Source organism: Paenibacillus sp. FSL W8-0186, from assembly GCF_037969765.1.
GTDB classification, from domain to species: domain Bacteria; phylum Bacillota; class Bacilli; order Paenibacillales; family Paenibacillaceae; genus Fontibacillus; species Fontibacillus woosongensis.
Genome location: NZ_CP150207.1, coordinates 5,145,948 through 5,166,658, shown reverse-complemented (window position 1 = coordinate 5,166,658; position 20,711 = coordinate 5,145,948). Strand labels below are relative to the sequence as shown.

Genomic DNA, 20,711 nt, shown 5'->3' with positions numbered 1-20,711 from the left:
GCATGCAGCTTATGACGGAAATCAATACTCCCGGCGCAGAGCTGAGGGCAGGCAGGGAGAAGAGGGGCTTCCCCTTTTCTCTTCCCGGCGCTGCCTCATCGAGCCGAAACATGGCCGCTGCTGCGGGAATTATCGCGACATTCTTCTTCTTTGTTTTGCCGATCGTTAAGCTTGTGCTGCTTAGTATACAGGGAGAGCAGGGCTTCTCCCTTAATTATTATGCGGAGCTGCTGCAGCAAGAACGTTTCTGGAGAACGATGAGGCATACCTTTGTGATCGTCACCGGTTCAACCTTGCTGTCTGTCATCCTGGGCATGACTGCGGCATGGCTGATGGCCTACACCGACTTATCACATAAAAAATGGCTGCATCTCCTGATGCTGCTTTGCTTCGTGCTGCCCTCCTATGTTCTGACATTATCTTGGTCGTCTTTTATGAGCCCGCAGGGGTGGATGGCTGTTCTGCTGCAGTGGTTCAGTCCGGGGGCCAAGCCTTTGAGCATGTATAGCGTAGGCGGCATTATATTTGTCATGGGTATTCATCATTTTCCGCTCGTGTATTTATTTACGGTCAACGTGCTGAGAAAAATCCCCCGGGATTTGGAATGGGCCGCGAGCACGGGCGGCGCCGGGAGATGGAAGACCTTTGCCCGGATCACCATGCCTCTGGCATTGCCGGGCGTTACGGCAGGCGGGCTGCTCGTCTTCCTCGCCTCCTTGGATAACTTCGGAATTCCCGCTTTTCTAGGGACACCGGTCAACATTAGCGTATTAAGCACACTGATTTATGAGGAGATTATAGGTTTTGGGCCGTCCGCTTTTGGGCGGGGGGCTTCCTTGTCCGTCATCCTCGGCTTGATCGCAGTCGTGGGCACGCTGCTGCAGTGGCTGTCCGTCCGCAAAAGCAAACAGGCGGAATCCCTGCGCGCCGACGAGGAGCCGCGCTATTCGCTCGGCAAGCACCGCTATTGGGTCAATCCGGTGTTATGGGGCGGTCTTATGTTCATCACGATCATTCCGTTGTTTTCGATGATTACCCTTTCGCTTAAAAAATCCTATGGAGGCAAAGGCATCAGCAATTTGACCCTGGATAATTACCGCTACATTCTGCTGGACAATCCGTCCACCTGGAAGTCGATTCTGAACAGCCTGATGCTCTCCATGACAACCCTGATTGTCTGCCTGATCATCGGTACCTTGTTTGCTTATTTCCGGGTGCGCAGACCCTCGAAAATCAATCGTCTGGCGGAGCTGGCGATCTCTGTCCCTTATACGCTGCCAGGCATTGTCTTTGCCTTGTCCATGATTCTTGTATGGATGGAGCCAATCCCGGGCTGGAATCCGGGCATCTACGGAACAACAACGATTTTATTTATCGCCTATGTCTGCCGGTTCCTCATTCTGCAAATTCGGGCAGGGGTGACCGCGTTTGCGCAGGTCGACGCCTCCATGGAAGAAGCTGCGCGCATTTCTGGGGCCGGAGCCTGGCGGCGCTGGCGAAAAATCCTGCTGCCGTTGCTGCTGCCAGGGCTGCTTAGCGGAGCGCTGCTCGTCTTTCTGACGGCGCTGACCGAATTAACGGTTTCGGCACTGCTCTACTCTTCGGGTTCCCAGACGATCGGAGTAGCGATTTTCGGATTTGAACAGGCCGGAAACACCCTTTATTCCACGGCCTTGTCCAGCCTCATCGTATTCCTGATTTTTGCGGGCACGGGATTGCTGGGACTTCTTCAGAAATTTACTTTCCGAAAAGGGGTGCATCATGACTATTCAATTGAAACAGGTGAGTAAGACATTCGGGAGTTTTCAGGCTTTGCAATCCATCAACTTAAACATTGCGGACGGTGAATTCGTAGCGATTCTAGGTCCCTCGGGTTGTGGCAAAACCACTCTGCTGCGCATGCTAGCGGGCTTTGAACAACCGACCTCCGGGGAGATTGCCATAGGCGGCAGTGTCGTAGCTTCCTCCCGATCCAGTCTTCCCCCGGAAAAAAGACGAATCGGCATGGTGTTCCAGAACTTTGCCCTCTGGCCGCATATGAATATTTATGAGCATGTCCGGTTTCCGATTCGGACGCATAAGGAGACGCCTCGGGCGATTCGCGAGCGGGAGGACGAGCGGATTAACGAGGTGCTCCAGCTTGTGGGTCTCGCGCATCTCGCCAAGCGGATGCCTCATGAGCTGTCCGGCGGTCAGAAGCAGCGGGTCGCGATTGCCCGGGCGATCGCACCTCAGCCGGCGCTGCTGCTGATGGACGAACCGCTGAGCAGTCTGGATGCGATGCTGCGGATGGATATGCGCCGGGAAATCCAGTCCGTGCATCGCGAGACGGGCTCTGCGATCGTTTATGTGACGCATGACCAGGGAGAGGCTTTGTCCATGGCTGACCGGATCGTCGTCATGAAGGACGGCCAAATCGAGCAGGTCGGCACGCCGCAGGAAATTTATTTGCGTCCGCAAACCGAATTTGTGGCCCGTTTCGTGTCCAAGGCAAATTTAATACAGGGAAGCTGGAGCGGCAACCGCTTTATGCCGCTCGGCGCCGACCCTTCGACGTTTTGGCCTGGGGACGCCGTTGCGGACTGCTTCAAATCACAGGGACTATACCCGGTGAGGCCTGATCAATTCCGGCTTGAGCCGGCTCACACCGGTGGGCTGTACGGGGAAATCGTGAATGTCCAGTTTCAAGGGAAAGAGTTCAATTATGACGTCCGCGCAGCAGGCCAGCAATGGGAAGTGATCTCTCCTGCCGCTTTCAAGCTCCATGACCAGGTTACGCTGCATATTCCCGGGGTAGCATCGAAAACTTCCTTGGGTGCTTCCTCTAGCGCAGGCTCAAGTTCAACGCCGGACGCAGCTCCGCTTCAGGCTACATCAGGGTGGTGAGAAACATGCCGGTCCTGAATGCACCAGTGACAGGCCGCCGAGCCATTGTGTTTTTCGATATTGACGGCACGTTGCTGGACCATCGCAAGCGGCTGCCCGATTCAGCGAAGGAAGCCATTCAGGCCCTGCAAGGTCTTGGCCACGAGGTTGCGCTGGCGACGGGCCGCTCTCCGTTTATGCTGCAGCGGGTAGCTGAAGAGCTGGGAATCGATTCCTACATCGGGTTTAACGGCCAGTACGTCGTAATGAAGGGGGAGCGCATTTATACGAACCCGTTCCGGAAGGAAGACCTGGACGAATTGTCCCGGTTCGCCGCGGCAAACGGACATCCGCTGGTTTACTTAAATGCAGATTCCATGCGCAGCAGCATGACGCACCATCCCTATGTCGAAGAATGCATAACATCGCTGGAATATGCTCATCCTCCGTATGATCCCGAATACTTCCTAGGGCGTTCCATTTATCAGACGATGCTATTCTGCGAGGAGCCGGGGGATCAGCAGTACCGGGAAAGGTTTGCAGGGCTCAGCTTTGTGCGCTGGCATCCCTTCTCGCTGGACGTCCTCCCGGGCGGAGGCTCGAAAGCGAGCGGCATTGCCCAGCTCATTCACAGACTGGGCTTCGACCCGGAGGAAGCCTACGCGTTCGGCGACAACCTGAACGATCTGGAGATGCTGCAGTACGTGGGGCACGGCATTGCGATGGGGAATGCGCCAGACTGCGTCAAGCAAGCTGCAAAGTATGTGACGGCGGATGTAGATCGTCATGGAATCGCTCGCGGGCTGCAAATGGTGGGACTGCTGCCGTGAGTACATTATGCGCGGACGGTTGCGGCGGGGTTAATTTGAAATCAGCGAAGTGTTCGGCTGAGGGATTTTGGAAAATGCAGTGAATACAGCGAATGTGCAGCCAAAGCAGGGGCTGGATTGGTTGTGTAAGGAAAATGTCGGTGCTGGGAAACGGAGGCCGACCGGGAGGCCTATTCAGAAGCCGGAAGTTATGGTATAATAAACAGTCGTTTGCTCTTAATGTGCTGAACGTTGAGGGACGGCTATTTTCAGGAAACTTCCATGTAAAGAGAGGTGGCTTCCCTTGTTAGATCGACTTCAATCCCTAGCTGATCGTTATGAGAAACTGAGCGAATTGCTCTGCGATCCGGATGTAGCGAATGACACGAAGAAACTAAGGGATTATTCCAAGGAACAATCGGACTTGCAGCCTGCTTACGAGGCTTATACCGAATATAAGAAAGTCATCGAAGAGCTCGAGGCGGCGAAAGCTATGCAGGCCGAGAAGCTGGACGATGAAATGCGCGAAATGGTCAAGATGGAAATTGAGGAGCTGTCCGCCCGCCAGCAGGAGCTGGAGGAGCAGATTCGTATTCTCCTTTTGCCTAAAGACCCGAACGATGACAAGAACGTTATCGTGGAAATCCGCGGTGCGGCTGGCGGGGACGAAGCGGCTTTGTTTGCGGCTGATTTGTACCGCATGTATACGCGCTTTGCTGACAACCAAGGCTGGAAAGTGGATGTCATGGACGTCAACGAGAGCGATCTCGGCGGCTTCAAGGAAATTATTTTCATGATTAACGGCCGCGGCGCTTACAGCAAAATGAAATACGAGAGCGGTGCGCATCGCGTACAGCGTATCCCGGCGACGGAGTCCGGCGGACGGATTCATACTTCCACCTCGACGGTAGCGGTTATGCCGGAAGCCGAGGAAGTGGACGTCGAAATTCTCGACAAGGACATCCGCGTCGATACGTTCTGCTCCAGCGGTGCAGGCGGCCAGTCCGTTAACACCACGAAGTCGGCCGTACGGGTCACGCATATCCCGACGGGGATTGTGGCGACGTGTCAGGACGGCAAATCGCAGAACTCCAATAAGGAGAAGGCGCTGCAGGTGCTTCGGGCCCGGATTTCTGATATGATGCGCCAAGAGGAAGAGGCGAAATACGCCGGCGAGCGGAAGAGCAAAGTGGGTACAGGTGACCGCAGTGAGCGGATCCGTACGTATAACTTCCCGCAGAGCCGGGTAACCGACCATCGGATTGGCCTGACGGTTCATAAGCTGGATCAGGTGATGAACGGGGATATCGAAGAGTTCGTATCCGCGCTGACCCTGGCGGAGCAAGCTGAAATGATGGATAAAGGAGAATAACGCTTTGAACAGAGACGGCGTGAGCTATACCCTATCTGACAAGCACAATATTTCGGAAGCCCGCAGAGAGGCTTCTTCTTTTTTAGCGGCGGCGGGCGTGCAGGAGCCGGACTCCAACGCCGAGCTGCTGATCCGGCATGTGCTCGGCCTGGAGGGCGCCGCTTATTTGGCGGCGCTGCGCGATCCGTTCCCGGGCGAGAAGAAGGAAGCGTGGGAGGAAGTGATCCGCCGCAAAGCGGCGGGCGAGCCAGCGCAGTACATTATCGGGGAGCAGGAATTCTACGGCCTGACCTTTCAAGTCACGCCGGCTGTGCTGATTCCCCGCCCGGAGACGGAGCTGCTCGTGGAGGCGATCGTGCAGCAGGCCGATCGCCTGCCGGCCGGCGGCGCGCTGTATGCCGCCGACATCGGCACCGGCAGCGGCGCGATTGCCGCTGCCTTGAAGCACCTGCGCCCGAATTGGCGCGTGGCGGCGAGCGATATCTCGCCGGACGCGCTGGCGGTGGCGCAGGGCAATGTCCGGCGGCTCGGCCTGGACGTGGCGTTCAAGCAGGGGAACCTGCTTGAACCGTTTGCGGGCGAGGCGCTGGACATCGTGGTGTCCAATCCGCCGTACATTCCGGCGGATGTGATCGCGGGCCTCCAGCCGGAGGTGCGCGACTATGAGCCGCGCACTGCACTCGACGGAGGCCCGGACGGCCTGGCGCCATACCGCGAGATGATGGCGCAGCTCGCGCTGCTTCCGCAGCCGCCTCGATTGATCGGCTTCGAGCTGGGCCTGGGGCAGGCCGCCGATGTAGCCGAGATGCTGCGGGCAGCCGGGCATTGGCAGGACATTGTGACCGTTCCGGATTTGGTCGGAATTGACCGGCATGTGCTGGGTGTCGCGGTTCGCTGATTTAGAGTGACTATGCGGCAGTAGAATTGGCGGCTCGCTCGCTGAACGGTAAGGCCGATGCTGGGAATGTTAACGATTAGCCCTGACAACGGCTAGCATCGTGACCGCACCGCGTGTCCTTTCAATAGCGAGTATCGCAGCAACAGCTTCCCTGGACGAGAGCGGCAGGTTAACACCGGCGCATCGTCCGGGGAATTTTTTTGTGGCGAATTAAAGGCTGGGCCTATTCTCAGCGGGGCTGTCGGCAGGCAAGGCGTCAGTCTTCGGGGGAATCTTTTCTGGGGCTGCCAGATAGACTTTAACCTGACTTTTACTTACAATAAATGTAGTGGCGGTTTTTGCACATTCATCGTTTGGAGCAGGAGGAAGGCAAATGCTTAACAAGCTTAAAAAAATTGACTTCACGATCGTATTTATTTTGCTTATCCTCATGGGGATCAGTATCGCGGTCCTTTACAGCGCAACCTCGGGCACGAAGTACAGCGGGTATCACCTGCAAATGCTGAAATATTACATTTTGGGTTTTGCCGTGTTTTTTCTGGTGTCCTTGCTTGATTTCCGCCTGCTGATCAAAAATGCGATATATATTTATTTGTTTGGACTATGTCTGCTCGTCGTGGTCATGTTCATCGGGAACACATATCATAACGCGACGGGATGGATGACGCTGCCGGGCGGAATCAGCTTTCAGCCGGCGGAGTTTTTTAAGCTGATCCTCGTTATTTTTCTAGGATTCCTGCTTGTTCGCAAGCGGAAATCCGGACTATTGTTCTGGCGGGATGTCGTGCCGGTATGCTTGTTAACCTTCATCCCCTTTGTAGCGGTGATGGCTCAGAACGACTTGGGGAATGCGCTGAGTTATCTCGTGATTTTGGCGGGGATGCTCTGGATTGGAAATATCAAGTACACGCATGCATTGATTGCCTTGGCGATTTTTGGCGGATCCGTTCTGGGTGGGATCAGTGCTTACAAAATATATTATGAGCAGGTATATGCTTTCTTCGAAAATATCGGACGGGAGCACTGGATCGAACGGATTGACCCTTGGCTAATGCCGGAAATGGCCACGGACAAGGCGATCTATCATACGAAAAACGCCAAGCTGGCTATCGCCACCGGCGGAATGACGGGCGAAGGCTTCATGCAGGGCGCCAACGTTCAGGCTGATCTGGTGCCGCTCACGTATTCCGATTCGATCTTTGTCGTCATAGCCGAGGAATTCGGCTTTATTGGCTGCTCGGTATTGCTGCTGCTGTATTTTGTCCTGATTCATAGGCTGATTCTGATATCGCTGGATTGCCGGGACCGTTCCGGGCCGCTGCTGATCGTCGGCATCGTGGCGATGCTGCTGTACCAGATTTTCGAGAACATCGGGATGTTCATCGGCCTGATGCCGCTTACGGGAATTACTTTGCCCTTTATCAGTTACGGGGGGACGTCATTGATGATTAATATGGCCAGCATTGGGGTAGCGATGAGCATTATGATTCACGGCAAGGAGGCGGAGGAGGATCACCCCTTGACCACTTCGCGGTACGCTTCGATCAGGCCGCAGTAATTAGCCGCCGGCCATAGATTGGTAGAATTAGAGCTTAAATCTAGCAGATGGATAGGTTTACGTTTCTCTTAAACGGACATACTGATAGACATCAGTAGTTTCGTAGAGGGGGAAGCGGCAATGAGACGGCAGTTCCGCAGTATGGCACTTATTTTTTGCAGCTTAATGATTTTGTTCATGTCTTGGGAAGGACAAAAAAACGATGCCGCCGCTCTCGGCAGCTCCATACCGGAGGAATCAATCCGGCTGAGGATCCTTGCTAATTCGGATCGGCCGGGTGATCAGGCGGTCAAGCGGCAGGTTCGCGATGCGATCGTTGAGCAGATGAATGGATGGGTTCAGCAGCTGGAAGCTCCCGTCAGCCTAGCGGAGGCTCGGCGAGTCATACAGAGCAACCTGGATTTAGTAGAAGATACAGTAAAGCGGACGCTTGAAAAAAGCGGCAAAACCTATGCTTACAAAGTGGAGCTGGGGGTTGTCCCCTTTCCGACGAAAATGTACGGCGGAGCCGTTTACCCGGCAGGGGATTATGAAGCGCTGCGCGTGACATTGGGGAAAGGCGAGGGCAAAAATTGGTGGTGCGTGCTGTTTCCGCCGCTTTGCTTCATCGACGCTGGCAGCGGGGAGGCGCTGGCGAAGAGCGGGAACGAGGTCGAGGCTGCCCTTCAAAATGCAGCCCCGGCATCGGGGGGCGCAGCTGCGGCAGGCGCTGCTGATCTAGCTAACGCGCCAGGTTCGGGCGACGTGGACGAAGCAGGGCAGACGCATGTGCCGGTGCAGCAGGAGAAGGCGGAGGTTCGTTTTTTCCTGTGGGATATGCTTTCGGGACTGTGGGATTGGATTATGGGCTTGTTTAAATAAGCGATTGAAAATGTTGAAAAGAGGAGAAGGCTTGTCATGCCAAGCGTATAACCGTGCGGACAGGGTTATGGGGGCGGACAAGCTTTTTGCGCTGCGCGGGTTAGGTTATAATAATTACAACTATAGATGAAAGTTAGAGTGGATATGCCATGGACGATAAGGATCAGGTCAAGGAACCGATAAAGGAAAGCGGAATAATGGAGCTGCGAGGCGAAGGTGCTAAGCGTGACAAGTGGCCTGGGGAACGGGAGCTGGAGCCAGGGATTCGGCAGCAGGGTGCGAATGCAACTGGTGGAGAGCGGACGCGCTGGTGGGATGTCACAGGAACGGGCGGCGATAAGGCAATCGCGGCAGCTGCGGCGGTGCTGGCGGCCGGAGGAACAGTGGCCTTTCCGACCGAGACGGTGTACGGCCTCGGCGCGAACGCCCGGAGCACGGCAGCGGTGGAGTCGATTTTTGCCGCCAAAGGGCGGCCTTCCGACAACCCGCTGATCGTGCATATCGCCGACATGAAGCAGCTGGACGGTCTCGTCGCCGAGGTGAACGAGACGGCGCGCGCGCTCATGGAGGCTTATTGGCCGGGGCCGCTGACGCTGGTGCTGCCAGCGGCCCCCGGCGCCGTCTCGCCGCGGGTAACGGCGGGACTGCCCACCGTGGCCGTGCGGATGCCGGCCCACGACGTAGCGCTGCGGCTGATTGCCGCAGCGGGGTGCCCGGTGGCGGCGCCCAGCGCCAACCGGTCGGGGCGGCCGAGCCCCACGCTGGCACAGCATGTGGGCGAGGATCTGGCAGGCGTGATCGACGGCATCGTCGACGGCGGGCCCACGGGGGTGGGCGTGGAGTCGACGGTGGTGGAGGCCGGCGCTGACGGCACGGTCACCGTGCTCCGCCCTGGCGGGATCACGGCCGAGCAGCTCGCCCGCGTCGCCCCGGGCGGCGTGACCCTGGACCCCGCCCTGCGGGAGGCGGGCGGGGCTCAGGACATCCCGGCACCGAAGTCGCCGGGAATGAAGTACACGCACTATGCGCCGCGCGGAACGCTGCGCATCGTGCGCGGGGCCGCCGCCGAAGCCGTGGCGGCCCGGATTGCCGCCGAGCTCGAGGCGGCCGCGCGGCGCGGGGAAGTGACGGGCGTGCTCGCGTTCGAAGAGCACCTCCCTTACTTCCGCGCCGACTGCGTGCTCTCGCTCGGCAGCATCCATGCGCTGGAGACGGCTGCGCACCGTCTCTACGCGGCGCTCCGCCGCTTCGACGAGCGCGGCGTCACGTACATGCTGGCCGAGGCCTGTCCCGAGGACGGCCTCGGCGCCGCCGTCATGAACCGCCTGCTTAAAGCGGCGGGACATGACGTCATAGATGTATAAGGAATACTGGCGAAAGGCGGTGAAGCCGTATGATATCTATTGGGCTTACCGGGTGGGGGGATCATGACGATCTGTATCCGCCCGGCACACCGTCCAAGCAGAAGCTGGGATGGTACGCCCGTCATTTTCCCATTGTGGAAGTTGACAGCTCGTTTTACGCCGTTTTGGGCAGGGATACGTACTCCCGCTGGCTGGAAATGACGCCGCCTTCGTTTACTTTTATACTCAAGGCCTATCAAGGCATGACCGGACATGCCCGGGGAAAGGTCCCGTTCGAGGGGCCGGGAGCCATGTTCCAGGCTTATCTGGACTCGATCGCGCCGGTCGTTGAATCTGGACGTCTTCGTGCGGTGATGTTCCAGTTCCCGCCTTGGTTCGACTGTAATCCCGATCATGTCCGGCAGCTGCGGGCGGTCAGGAAATGGATGGGGCGGCTGCCGCTAGCGTTGGAGTTCAGGCACCAGAGCTGGTTTGCCGAGGGGATGCGCGAGCGGACGCTGGACTTTATGCGTGAGGAAGGCTGGATTCATATCGTCTGCGACGAGCCTCAAGTGGGCCTGGGCTCGGTGCCTACAGTGCTTGAACCAACGGACGAGCGGCTGACGATTGTCCGGCTCCACGGCAGGAATGCCGCCGGCTGGACGCAAAGCGGTGCGCCCAATTGGAGGGAGATCCGTTATTTGTACCGCTATAATCGAGAGGAATTGACGGAATGGCGGGATAAGCTTCGCGTGCTGGAGTCGCGGGGGGCGAAGGAAATCTGCATGATTTTTAATAATAACTCCGGCGGAGATGCGGCTTCAAACGCCCGGGAGATGATGAAAATTCTCGGGATGGAGCCGGCGGAGCTGCCGCCTTCCCAGCTAGATTTATTCGGTGAGTAGCCGGGGATAGGCTGCAGGGCAACGCCCAAAAGCTTGTCATGAACCATCCCATGCTCGCATATGGTTGTACAAAACCATCCTCGGACATGGGAGTGTGGCGTTATGTCTGTAGTATACGAGCGGCTGGGTGAATTGTTAACGATAGCTTTAATGGCCGCAGCTTTGGGAATGGACGCCTTTTCCCTAGGAATTGGTATAGGTATGCGCGGCGTAAGGAGCATGGAAATATTCCGGATCAGCTTGCTGGTTGCTTTGTTCCATTTTGTGATGCCGCTGCTGGGCATCGTTGCCGGACAATATGCGGGGGAGCTGCTGGGAGGGCTGTCCAAGTATGTATCCGGCAGCTTGCTTGTGCTCCTAGGGGGGCATATGATATGGAACTCATTTTTTGGCGGCAATGAGCGGATCGTGAATTACCGTTCATTTTTTGGAGTATTGCTGTTTTCGCTAAGCGTGAGCGTGGACTCCTTTTCTGTAGGTGTATCCCTGGGCATGTTCCATAGCGACCTACTGCTGACGATCATTGCTTTTGCTGTGTTTGGCGGGATCATGTCGATCATGGGTCTGCTGCTCGGCCGGGGTGTAGGGAGCCGGCTGGGTGAATATGGGGAGGCTGCCGGCGGCGCCATTTTGCTTGCGTTTGGACTAATTTTCATCTTTTGATACAATGTCACATAAGATACAACTAGATATTAGCTGGAGGTGAACAGGCTTGCGAATATTGTTTGTATGCACCGGCAACACTTGCCGCAGTCCGATTGCGGAAGGAATATTCCGCAAGCTGGCGCGGGAGCGGGGAATCGATGCGGAGGTTGCTTCGGCGGGCGTGGCCGCGGTGGCGGGGCTGCCGATCTCCCGGCATGCCGAAGGCGTGCTGAAGGATCAGGGAATCCATGACCAGATCACATCAACCCCGCTTCATGCCGAATTGATCGAGTGGGCCGATCTTATACTTACGCTGACTGGGGGGCATAAGCAGCAGGCGATAGCCGCTTTCCCAGAGAAGGCGGATAAAATTTATATGTTGAAGGAATATGTCGAGGATGATGAGGTTGTTCTGGCTGAGCAGGCCGAGCTTAGCCAGTTGATCGCTGATCTTGAACTGAGCCGCGCGCTGGGCCAAGCTTTGGAAGAGGCTAAGGAACAGCGGATTCGCGAGCTGCTGCAGCGGATGCCGCGGTACGACATTTCTGATCCATTCGGAGGCAGCCGTGAGGATTATAACCTTACGGCCCAGGAAATCAGTGCCGCCTTGGAGAAGCTCATTGCGAAGCTCGAGAAAGAGCGATTACGTTAATGAAAAGGCAAAAAGCGGGTTGCAATTGTGACTCGCATGTTTTATTCTTAAGTGGAATGGAAATGGATCCGATGTAACTGGCGACGATAGTGGATCAAACCACAATGGAGCATCGGAATATACGGCCGGTCGCCTGGGCAAAGAGCACGACGCATCTGCTGCGTCATGCTCTTTTTCGTCATTTCAGACAATTCGCTTCACCGCCGCCGTCACTATCCCTCGTAATTATTAGGTATAATATAGACAAGCTTGTCTATGAAGGGTGGATACGATAATGGATAGAGAACGAACGGAGCAATCGCTTCGCGAGCAAGCGGCCGAGGTGTTGGAGGAACTGGTCTCCGCAGCTTCCCTCGGATCCGGGCATCTGGTCGTCATCGGAGCTAGTACAAGCGAGGTGGCAGGGCAACGGATCGGTACGGCTGGCGCAGAGAATATAGCCGCTGAATTGTATGCCGGATTTGCCGAAGTGCAGAGCAAGCATGGCTTTGAGATAGCCTTTCAATGCTGTGAGCATTTGAACCGGGCACTGGTCATGGAGCGTTCTGTGCTGGAGCGGCTGGGTTTAACTGAAGTTGCGGCTGTGCCTGTGCCGAAGGCAGGCGGTTCAATGGCAGCTGCGGCATACCGCCAGCTGAAGCAGCCCTGCCTGGCAGAAAGCGTTCAGGCTCATGCCGGCCTGGATGTCGGCGAGACGCTGATCGGCATGCATCTAAAACGCGTAGCTGTTCCTTATCGCCCAGCGAGGCGGTATATCGGGGAGGCTAGGGTGACCGCAGCCTGGACGCGGCCGAAACTGATCGGCGGGGAACGGGCGGTCTATCAGCTGCCGGAGGTGCAGGATTCGCATCTGTGCGACTGATGTTTGGAGTGTCATCACAAATTTATTATTTTTTAATATAAGGAGGATTTTGGACAATGGATCAATTGAAAAAACAAGACCCTGCAGTACTGGAAGCGATGAATCTGGAGCTTAAGCGCCAACGGAACAACATCGAACTGATTGCTTCCGAGAACATTGTCAGCGAAGCGGTTATCGAAGCTATGGGTTCCGTGCTGACGAACAAATACGCGGAAGGATATCCAGGCAAACGCTATTATGGCGGCTGCGAACACGTGGATATCGTAGAGGACATCGCCCGTGACCGCGCCAAGGAATTGTTTGGAGCAGAGCATGCCAACGTTCAGCCTCACTCCGGTGCGCAAGCGAACCTTGCGGTATATCTGGCTGCGCTCAACCCTGGGGATACGGTCTTGGGCATGAACCTGGCCCATGGCGGACACTTGACGCACGGAAGCCCGGTTAATGCCTCCGGTCTGCTTTATAACTTTGTAGCTTACGGCGTACAGGAAGATACGTTCCTTATCGATTATGATGAAGTGCGCAAAGCGGCTTTCAAACACCGCCCTCGTCTGATCGTAGCTGGAGCCAGCGCTTATCCGCGCATTATTGACTTCGAGAAACTGGCTTCCATTGCCAATGATGTTGGCGCGCTCTTTATGGTAGACATGGCTCATATCGCGGGCCTGGTAGCAGCTGGTCTTCATCCGAATCCGGTTCCTCATGCGCATTTTGTGACGACAACGACGCACAAGACGCTTCGCGGTCCGCGCGGCGGCATGATCCTCTGCCGCAAGCCTTGGGCAGCGGCGATCGATAAAGCAGTATTCCCGGGCACACAAGGCGGCCCGCTTATGCATGTTATTGCTTCTAAAGCGGTAGCCTTGGGTGAGGCTCTGCAGCCATCGTTCAAGACTTATGCAGAGAACGTCGTCAAGAATGCGAAAGCATTGGCTGAAACGCTGGTTGGCGAAGGACTCAATCTGGTGTCAGGCGGTACGGACAACCATCTGATGCTAATCGATACCCGCAACCTGAACCACGGGCAAGGACGCGGAACATGTGCTTGATTCAATCGGCATTACCGTGAACAAAAATGCTATTCCTTTTGATCCTACCAGCCCGTTCGTCACCAGCGGAATCCGCATCGGTACGCCTGCGGCTACCTCCCGCGGCATGGATGAAGCGGCGATGAAAACAATCGGACAAATTATTGCCAACGTTCTTAAAAATTCCAAGGACGAGTCTGTTTTGGATCAAGCCCGCAAAGAGGTTAGCGCGTTAACGGATCAATTCCCGCTGTACCCTGAGCTGCGTTACGAATAATTGAGGCTCAAGAAGCCGCAAGCCAAAGCTTGCATGACGAGTGGCGTCCCGATACCTGAAGGTAAGGGACGCCTTTTTTATAGATTTAATGAGGGACTGTCTTCATAGAAATAAGCTGGTTAATTATTTTCATTAGGCCATTAGATGCAAGGCGGAAGTCAGGTTGATACAGTTCGTAGCAATCGGAAAAAGACAGTGATATAATAAACAGGATTTGTGCATCATTGGATGTAAAGGATCGTCAACTTGAGAAGACTCAGCTATAAACCGGAGGGACAAATATGGGAAAATTGGTGGTATGTGATCACCCTTTGATTCAACACAAACTGACTTTTATTCGAGACATGCAAACGAACACGAAGGATTTCCGTGAATTAGTGGATGAAGTGGCTACGCTGATGGCCTATGAAATTACAAGAGAAGTTCCGTTGGAATCCATCAAAGTGCAGACGCCTGTCTGCGAAGCCGAGGCGAAGGTGATTTCTGGCCGGATGCTCGGATTGATTCCGATTCTTCGCGCAGGCTTGGGCATGCTGGATGGCGTGCTGAAGCTGCTTCCTGCAGCCAAGGTAGGCCATGTGGGACTGTTCCGCGATCCGCAGACCCTGCAGCCTGTCGAATATTATGTGAAGCTGCCGACGGATGTTCAGGAGCGCGAGCTTATCGTGATCGACCCGATGCTGGCTACGGGCGGATCGGCGATCGCAGCGATCGATGTGCTGAAGAAACGCGGCTGTACGCAAATTAAAATGATGAACCTGATTGCGGCGCCCGAAGGTGTACAAGCCGTTCAGGAAGCTCACCCTGACGTGGATATTTATGTTGCTGCGCTGGATGAGCGTCTGGATGAGCAGGGCTACATCGTTCCAGGATTGGGAGATGCGGGCGACCGGCTCTATGGAACAAAATAAAGTACCCGCATGCTATGCGATATTAATTAAGGAAAGGAATAATCATGTCTAAAATCAAGGTAATGACAATTTTTGGCGTCAGGCCTGAAGCGATCAAGATGGCCCCGTTAATTCTTGAGCTGCAGAAGCATCAGGACCATATCGAATCGGTGGTCTGCGTTACGGCACAGCATCGCGAGATGCTGGACCAGGTGCTCGAGGTGTTCAAAATCGTTCCGGACTATGACCTGGATGTCATGAAGCCGAACCAGACCCTGAATGAAATCACGATACGGGTTCTGGGCGGCCTCGAGAGCGTTCTGCGTGAAGCGAAGCCGGATATCGTGCTTGTCCATGGGGATACCCTGACTACTTTTTTGGCGAGCTATGCGGCTTTTCTGCAGGGTATAAAAATCGGGCATGTCGAGGCTGGACTGCGCACTTGGAATAAATGGTCGCCATATCCCGAGGAGATGAACCGCCAATTAACGGGGGTTCTGGCGGATCTGCATTTTGCCCCGACCGAGTGGTCAGCCAACAATTTGCGCAAGGAAAATAAGCCGGAGTCAAGTATATATATCACAGGCAACACAATAACTGATGTGTTTCAATATACAGTACAGCCTAATTACTGGAACTCAGCGCTGGACTTCGCTGCCGGAAAACGGCTGATTCTGATGACGGCTCACCGCCGGGAATCGCAAGGCGAGCCGCATATGAACATTTTTCGTGCTGTAAAGCGCATTGCTGACGAGTTCGAGGATGTCGCCATCGTTTATCCGGTGCATCCTAGCCCTCCGGTTAGAGAGCCGGCACATGCCACATTGGGAGGCCATCCGCGCATCAAGCTGATCGAACCTCTTGACGTTGTGGATTTCCACAACATTTATCCGCATACTCATCTGATCGTGACGGATTCCGGCGGCATGCAGGAGGAGGCTCCTTCCTTTGGCGTCCCAGTGCTTGTGCTCCGCGATACGACGGAGCGCCCGGAAGGGATTGAGGCAGGAACGCTTGAACTTGTCGGTACGGATGAGGAGATGGTTTATGAACGGATCAAGGCGTTGTTGACGAACGGTTCGCTGTATGAATCTATGAGCCGTGCGGCAAATCCTTACGGAGATGGAAAGGCATCCGAAAGAATTGTCAATGCGATATATCACCATTTCGGTGCAATTGATCATCGTCCAGAGGATTTTCACAGAAAGTTCACAAATTCGAATGATCAATAATTGTGTTTTTGAACGAGATAGCATACAGTTATACTGTACGGTTTTGAATGCATTCGTTGACAAAAAGTAGACACATTCAGTAAAATAAGTTGGGATTGTTCGATATGAAATTCCTGATAATAATGGTAATCCTTGGATTGCTGTCGCTGCCATCGGTGGAGCGGGCTTTTTGCTGGCTATGTATATTGTGATCGGCTTTTTGGGTGCAAGATGGCTGGTGGAGCGGTTTGGCGGTCCGAATTATTGGGTTGCCATTGGAGCTATAATCGGCCTCTTGTCAGGAATCGTCAACATATTCGTACTTATCAAAAAGTTTTTGGGGGCGCAAAATGGATGATTTGGGTTCCATTGTTACAGCGGTATCCCGGTTAACGTTCCTGTTATTGTCCGCAGTTCTTTTTGGCTGGGCTTTTGCTCCGGAATATCGGCCGTTTTTAGCCGGGTTGTTTCTGGGATTAGCCGTCGGATTGCTGTACGTCCGGTATTTATCCATCAAGGTGCGGCAGCTGGCCGAGCTTGCAGTCAGCCAGGAGCAGCGCAAATTCAATTTTGGTTTCATTACTAGAATTTGTCTGGTATTCATTACAGTCATGGTTGCGGCAAAGTTCGAGCAGATATCGCTGATATCCGCCATTATCGGACTGTTTGTGCCGCAGCTACTGACCATCCCGGCGAGCATTGTGATCGGGCTCCGAAACAAATCTTAACAGCTTAATCGGGAAAGGGGTGAACATTAACACATGCATTCAGCACCGGTGATTAATCTTGGGGGATTCAACCTCGATCTTTCGGCAATTTTCATGCTGCTGGTCAGTTCGCTAATTGTGTTTGTATTATGCAGACTGGCTGTTAGCAATCTTTCCGTCGAAAACCCTTCCAAAATGCAAAATTTTATGGAATGGGTTGTCGAATTTGTCCAGGGGATTGTCGGAAGCGCGATGGATTTGAAGAAGGGTAAGCCTTACATATCCCTGGGGCTTACGCTCATTCTGTTCATTTTCGTATCCAACCTGCTTGGATTGCCTTTCAGTATTATTACAGAGACTCACAAAGAAGAGACTTTCCTGGGCTTCATTATTGAAGCGACAAGAGGTCTTAGCGATGGGAACCATGTCGAGCTGCTTTGGTGGAAATCGCCTACGGCGGACGTATCGGTGACGGCCGGGCTTGCGATTATCGTATTCATTCTGATGAACTACCTTGGTCTTAAGTTAAACCGCAAACATTATCTGAAGCATTACATCGAGCCGTATCCGTTCTTCTTGCCGCTCAATATCATTGAGAACCTGGCAAAGCCGGTCGCACTTGCGATTCGTTTGTTCGCAAACATTTTTGCGGGCGAGGTTCTGATCACGGTCATTCTGAAGATGGGATTCCTAGGTATTCCATTCCTGGCCGTATGGCAAGGTTTCAGTATATTTGTCGGCGCGCTTCAAGCCTTCATATTTACGATCCTTACGATGGTATACATTGCACAGACAACGATTCACGAAGAAGATCATTAATAAACTCGGAAGGCACGAGCCGTATCCGGCTCGACCCGGAAGAGATCTATTATATTAAAAAATTCACAATGAGAATAGTTTAAGGAGGATATTTACAATGGAATTTTTGGCAGCAGCTATCGCAGTTGGTTTGGGCGCACTTGGCGCAGGTCTTGGTAACGGTATGATCGTTAGTAGAACGGTGGAATCCATCGCTCGTCAGCCAGAGGCACGCGGTCCGCTCCAAACAACGATGTTCATCGGTGTTGGTATCGTCGAGGTTGTACCTCTTGCGGCTACAGTTATTGCATTCTTGATCATGTTCTCTTAATAATAGTTTCGGTTTGGCGGGGAGGGCCTATGCCATCCGCGCCTTCGTTTTAAGAGCATAGAATTCAGAAACTATTATTAACGGAAAGGAGTGACTTCGGTGACTGTCCTTTGGGAGAATATCGTCATTACCATAATTGCGTTTGGAATTCTGTACTGGTTGCTTAGCAAGTATGCTTTCAGCAAACTGTTTGCGGTAATGGAGCAGCGCCGCGAGTTGGTGCTCGGGCAACTGGAAGAAGCAAAGCAAACGAAAGAGCAGGCAAATGTATATGTCGAGGAGCAGAAGGCTGCTCTTAATCAGGCTCGTCAAGAAGCCTATGAAATTATCGAGCAAGCGAAGCAAAGCAGCAGTAAGCAAGCGCGTGATTTGCTGGAGCAGGCGAAGCAGGACACTACTCGCATGAAGAACGAAGCAATCCGCGATATCGAGAACGAGAGAAACAAGGCCGTCGAATCCTTGCGCGGCGAGATTGGTACTTTCTCCGTCAACATTGCCTCTAAGCTGATCGAGCGTGAGGTCGAGAACAATCCGGAAGAACAAGAGAAGCTTGTTAACCAATATCTTAAAGAGGTAGGTAGCAAATCATGAGCCGTGAAGCTGTTGTAGCGGGCAGATACGCCAAAGCCCTGTATGAAATTGCTGCACAGGAAGGGCGTACGCTGGAAGTTGAACAGGAAATCAGAGCTCTCGTAAATGCTTTTAATGAAGATCAGGATATACAAAAATTTATTTCTACCCCGAATATTTCGGAAGCCGCTAAATGGGAAGCGCTTGAAGGAGCCCTTGAGGGCAAAATGTCGAAGTCTGTTGTCTCATTGGTGAACTTGTAGAGCGGGGAAGAATCGGAATTTTGCCGGAATTGCTGGACCGCTACATCAAAATTACAGGCGAAGCACTTGGACTGGCTACCGCAACAGTATATACGACTTACCCTCTGAATGAAGAGGAGAAGGCGGCAATCGCAGACGAGTTTGGGGCTTTGGTCAACAAGAAAATTCGCGTTCTGAACGAGATTGACAAGGATCTGCTCGGCGGAATGAAAGTCAGAATCGGCGATACGCTGTATGATGGAAGTTTGGCCGGGAAGCTTGAACGGCTTGAGAAGTCTTTTCGAAGACAAGCACTGTAGATAGGGGTGAAAAACTTGAGTATCAGACCTGAAGAAATCAGTACGCTGATTAAAAGTCAGATCGAACAATATAAATCGGAAATTGAAGTGGCCGAAGTCGGCACCGTTATTCAAGTTGGTGACGGTATCGCTCGCGTCCACGGGCTTGAGAACGCCATGGCAAACGAACTACTCGAGTTTGAGAACGGCGTTTTTGGCCTTGCGCTGAACCTGGAAGAAAGCAACGTCGGGGTTGTTATTCTGGGTCCATACAACGATATTCGTGAAGGTAACCAAGTTAAACGCACCGGGCAGATCATGCAGGTGCCCGTTGGAGATGCCTTGCTGGGCCGCGTCGTGAACCCGCTTGGCCAGCCGGTCGACGGAAAAGGACCTGTCGCAACGACAGAATTCCGTCCGGTTGAGAACAATGCGCCGGGTGTTATCGACCGGAAATCGGTTCATGAGCCGATGCAAACCGGGATTAAAGCGATTGACTCGATGGTTCCAATTGGCCGCGGACAGCGCGAGCTGATCATTGGTGACCGTCAAACAGGTAAAACCGCTATTGCGATCGATACGATCATTAACCAAAAGGGCAATGGCGTAAAATGCGTATACGTAGCTATCGGACAGAAGCAGTCGACTGTCGTTAACGTGGTTGAGACGCTTCGCCGTCATGGAGCGCTTGATTATACGATCGTTGTTACGGCATCCGCTTCGGAGCCGTCACCGCTTCTTTATATCGCCCCATATGCGGGCGTTGCAATGGCCGAGTACTTCATGTACAAAGGCGAGCACGTACTCATTATTTATGATGACTTGTCCAAGCAAGCGGCTGCTTATCGTGAGCTGTCCCTCTTGCTTCGCCGTCCTCCGGGCCGTGAGGCATATCCGGGCGACGTCTTCTATCTGCATTCCCGCCTGTTGGAGCGTGCGGCGAAGCTAAGCGATGAACTGGGCGGAGGTTCGATTACTGCACTTCCATTCATCGAGACTCAAGCTTCTGACGTATCGGCATATATTCCAACGAACGTGATCTCCATTACGGATGGCCAGATTTTCCTGGAGTCCGACCTGTTCTACTCCGGTCAGCGTCCGGCGATCAACGTCGGTATTTCGGTATCCCGGGTAGGGGGATCCGCCCAAATCAAAGCGATGAAGAAGGTTGCTGGTACGCTTCGTCTTGATTTGGCGCAATACCGTGAGCTTCAGGCATTCTCCCAATTCGGTTCCGACCTCGACAAGTCGACGCAAGCACGTCTGACTCGTGGTTCCCGTATGATGGAAATCCTGAAACAGGGTGTAAACCAACCGCTTTCCGTAGAGAAGCAGGTTATCAGCTTGTATACGGCAGTCAAAGGATATCTTGATGATATTCCGCTTGGCGATGTGCGCCGTTTCGAAGCTGAGTTCCTCTCTTTTGTGGACAGTCAGCATGAAGAGGTTCTGCAGTCGATTCGCGACACGAAAGATTTGACCGCAGAAAACGAGGAAAAGCTGAAGGAAGTTATCGAGAAGTTCAAAAGAGGTTTTTCCGCTTCTAACTAATACAGCTTCATGAATCGGCCGATCCTGCCGATTCATG

Annotated in this window: 20 protein-coding genes, 2 pseudogenes and 1 riboswitch; all 22 genes and pseudogenes read left to right on the top strand. The window is 53.8% G+C overall.

Annotated features, from left to right (window positions below):
• Positions 1–11: 11 nt before the first annotated feature.
• The 22 genes and pseudogenes from MKX50_RS23135 (at position 12) to atpA (ending at position 20,674) form a co-directional block, all read left to right on the top strand.
• A complete protein-coding gene (locus MKX50_RS23135; protein WP_339157865.1) occupies positions 12–1,790 on the top strand; it encodes an iron ABC transporter permease in 1,779 nt (592 codons plus the stop codon).
• A complete protein-coding gene (locus MKX50_RS23130) occupies positions 1,762–2,886 on the top strand; it encodes an ABC transporter ATP-binding protein (RefSeq protein WP_244996732.1) in 1,125 nt (374 codons plus the stop codon). Before MKX50_RS23135 ends, MKX50_RS23130 begins: the two co-directional genes overlap by 29 nt.
• Positions 2,887–2,891: 5 nt before the next feature.
• Positions 2,892–3,695: a Cof-type HAD-IIB family hydrolase gene (locus MKX50_RS23125; RefSeq protein ID WP_339157864.1), complete on the top strand. Its 804-nt coding sequence runs from the start codon at positions 2,892–2,894 to the stop codon at positions 3,693–3,695.
• A gap of 283 nt (positions 3,696–3,978) precedes the next feature.
• A complete protein-coding gene (gene prfA / locus MKX50_RS23120) occupies positions 3,979–5,046 on the top strand; it encodes a peptide chain release factor 1 (RefSeq protein ID WP_213593543.1) in 1,068 nt (355 codons plus the stop codon).
• A 4-nt stretch (positions 5,047–5,050) separates the two neighbouring features.
• Positions 5,051–5,944 (top strand): peptide chain release factor N(5)-glutamine methyltransferase, encoded by an 894-nt coding sequence (prmC, locus tag MKX50_RS23115; RefSeq protein WP_339157863.1) that lies wholly within the window; start codon positions 5,051–5,053, stop codon positions 5,942–5,944.
• A 373-nt stretch (positions 5,945–6,317) separates the two neighbouring features.
• The gene (locus MKX50_RS23110; protein WP_213593547.1) at positions 6,318–7,502 is read left to right on the top strand and encodes an FtsW/RodA/SpoVE family cell cycle protein; all 1,185 of its coding nucleotides are present in this window, start codon (positions 6,318–6,320) and stop codon (positions 7,500–7,502) included.
• A 120-nt stretch (positions 7,503–7,622) separates the two neighbouring features.
• A complete protein-coding gene (gene spoIIR / locus MKX50_RS23105; protein WP_339157862.1) occupies positions 7,623–8,363 on the top strand; it encodes a stage II sporulation protein R in 741 nt (246 codons plus the stop codon).
• A 149-nt stretch (positions 8,364–8,512) separates the two neighbouring features.
• A complete protein-coding gene (locus tag MKX50_RS23100) occupies positions 8,513–9,727 on the top strand; it encodes an L-threonylcarbamoyladenylate synthase (RefSeq protein WP_339157861.1) in 1,215 nt (404 codons plus the stop codon).
• Between the two features lie 29 nt (positions 9,728–9,756).
• Positions 9,757–10,611, top strand: a complete 855-nt coding sequence (locus tag MKX50_RS23095; RefSeq protein ID WP_339157860.1) for a DUF72 domain-containing protein — start codon at positions 9,757–9,759, stop codon at positions 10,609–10,611.
• 102 nt (positions 10,612–10,713) lie between these two features.
• Complete coding sequence (locus tag MKX50_RS23090) at positions 10,714–11,274, top strand: manganese efflux pump MntP family protein (RefSeq protein ID WP_339157859.1); 561 nt, start codon at positions 10,714–10,716, stop codon at positions 11,272–11,274.
• 49 nt (positions 11,275–11,323) lie between these two features.
• Positions 11,324–11,908 (top strand): low molecular weight protein arginine phosphatase, encoded by a 585-nt coding sequence (locus MKX50_RS23085; RefSeq protein ID WP_339157858.1) that lies wholly within the window; start codon positions 11,324–11,326, stop codon positions 11,906–11,908.
• Between the two features lie 63 nt (positions 11,909–11,971).
• A riboswitch (ZMP/ZTP riboswitch) is annotated at positions 11,972–12,054 on the top strand.
• A 128-nt stretch (positions 12,055–12,182) separates the two neighbouring features.
• Positions 12,183–12,770: a TIGR01440 family protein gene (locus MKX50_RS23080; RefSeq protein WP_213593559.1), complete on the top strand. Its 588-nt coding sequence runs from the start codon at positions 12,183–12,185 to the stop codon at positions 12,768–12,770.
• Positions 12,771–12,826: 56 nt separating this feature from the next.
• Positions 12,827–14,075 (top strand): annotated as a pseudogene (gene glyA / locus MKX50_RS23075) (serine hydroxymethyltransferase).
• 281 nt (positions 14,076–14,356) lie between these two features.
• Positions 14,357–14,986: a uracil phosphoribosyltransferase gene (gene upp, locus MKX50_RS23070; protein ID WP_213593561.1), complete on the top strand. Its 630-nt coding sequence runs from the start codon at positions 14,357–14,359 to the stop codon at positions 14,984–14,986.
• A 44-nt stretch (positions 14,987–15,030) separates the two neighbouring features.
• Positions 15,031–16,197, top strand: a complete 1,167-nt coding sequence (wecB, locus tag MKX50_RS23065) for a UDP-N-acetylglucosamine 2-epimerase (non-hydrolyzing) (RefSeq protein WP_213593563.1) — start codon at positions 15,031–15,033, stop codon at positions 16,195–16,197.
• 169 nt (positions 16,198–16,366) lie between these two features.
• The gene (locus MKX50_RS23060; RefSeq protein ID WP_339160262.1) at positions 16,367–16,534 is read left to right on the top strand and encodes a hypothetical protein; all 168 of its coding nucleotides are present in this window, start codon (positions 16,367–16,369) and stop codon (positions 16,532–16,534) included.
• Positions 16,527–16,904: an ATP synthase subunit I gene (locus MKX50_RS23055; RefSeq protein ID WP_213593567.1), complete on the top strand. Its 378-nt coding sequence runs from the start codon at positions 16,527–16,529 to the stop codon at positions 16,902–16,904. The genes MKX50_RS23060 and MKX50_RS23055 overlap by 8 nt, the downstream gene beginning before the upstream one ends.
• 33 nt (positions 16,905–16,937) lie before the next feature.
• A complete protein-coding gene (gene atpB / locus MKX50_RS23050; RefSeq protein ID WP_213593569.1) occupies positions 16,938–17,702 on the top strand; it encodes a F0F1 ATP synthase subunit A in 765 nt (254 codons plus the stop codon).
• Between the two features lie 97 nt (positions 17,703–17,799).
• Positions 17,800–18,012: a F0F1 ATP synthase subunit C gene (gene atpE / locus MKX50_RS23045; protein ID WP_006213098.1), complete on the top strand. Its 213-nt coding sequence runs from the start codon at positions 17,800–17,802 to the stop codon at positions 18,010–18,012.
• Positions 18,013–18,111: 99 nt separating this feature from the next.
• Positions 18,112–18,603 (top strand): F0F1 ATP synthase subunit B, encoded by a 492-nt coding sequence (atpF, locus tag MKX50_RS23040; RefSeq protein ID WP_213593571.1) that lies wholly within the window; start codon positions 18,112–18,114, stop codon positions 18,601–18,603.
• A pseudogene (locus tag MKX50_RS23035) lies at positions 18,600–19,144 on the top strand (F0F1 ATP synthase subunit delta). Before atpF ends, MKX50_RS23035 begins: the two are co-directional and overlap by 4 nt.
• A 15-nt stretch (positions 19,145–19,159) precedes the next feature.
• Positions 19,160–20,674 carry a F0F1 ATP synthase subunit alpha gene (gene atpA, locus MKX50_RS23030; RefSeq protein ID WP_213593575.1) on the top strand — a complete coding sequence of 505 codons (1,515 nt, stop codon included), beginning with the start codon at positions 19,160–19,162 and terminating at the stop codon, positions 20,672–20,674.
• The last annotated feature ends 37 nt before the right edge of the window (positions 20,675–20,711 follow it).

Bases quoted from the DNA above. Each gene is read 5' to 3' on its own strand.
- atpB (WP_213593569.1), top strand. From the start codon at position 16,938: ATGCATTCAGCACCGGTGATTAATCTTGGGGGATTCAACCTCGATCTT.
- spoIIR (WP_339157862.1), top strand. From the start codon at position 7,623: ATGAGACGGCAGTTCCGCAGTATGGCACTTATTTTTTGCAGCTTAATG.
- MKX50_RS23055 (WP_213593567.1), top strand. From the start codon at position 16,527: ATGGATGATTTGGGTTCCATTGTTACAGCGGTATCCCGGTTAACGTTC.
- MKX50_RS23110 (WP_213593547.1), top strand. From the start codon at position 6,318: ATGCTTAACAAGCTTAAAAAAATTGACTTCACGATCGTATTTATTTTG.
- MKX50_RS23130 (WP_244996732.1), top strand. From the start codon at position 1,762: ATGACTATTCAATTGAAACAGGTGAGTAAGACATTCGGGAGTTTTCAG.
- MKX50_RS23135 (WP_339157865.1), top strand. From the start codon at position 12: ATGACGGAAATCAATACTCCCGGCGCAGAGCTGAGGGCAGGCAGGGAG.
- wecB (WP_213593563.1), top strand. From the start codon at position 15,031: ATGTCTAAAATCAAGGTAATGACAATTTTTGGCGTCAGGCCTGAAGCG.
- atpE (WP_006213098.1), top strand. From the start codon at position 17,800: ATGGAATTTTTGGCAGCAGCTATCGCAGTTGGTTTGGGCGCACTTGGC.
- MKX50_RS23095 (WP_339157860.1), top strand. From the start codon at position 9,757: ATGATATCTATTGGGCTTACCGGGTGGGGGGATCATGACGATCTGTAT.
- MKX50_RS23125 (WP_339157864.1), top strand. From the start codon at position 2,892: ATGCCGGTCCTGAATGCACCAGTGACAGGCCGCCGAGCCATTGTGTTT.
- MKX50_RS23080 (WP_213593559.1), top strand. From the start codon at position 12,183: ATGGATAGAGAACGAACGGAGCAATCGCTTCGCGAGCAAGCGGCCGAG.
- MKX50_RS23100 (WP_339157861.1), top strand. From the start codon at position 8,513: ATGGACGATAAGGATCAGGTCAAGGAACCGATAAAGGAAAGCGGAATA.
- MKX50_RS23090 (WP_339157859.1), top strand. From the start codon at position 10,714: ATGTCTGTAGTATACGAGCGGCTGGGTGAATTGTTAACGATAGCTTTA.
- upp (WP_213593561.1), top strand. From the start codon at position 14,357: ATGGGAAAATTGGTGGTATGTGATCACCCTTTGATTCAACACAAACTG.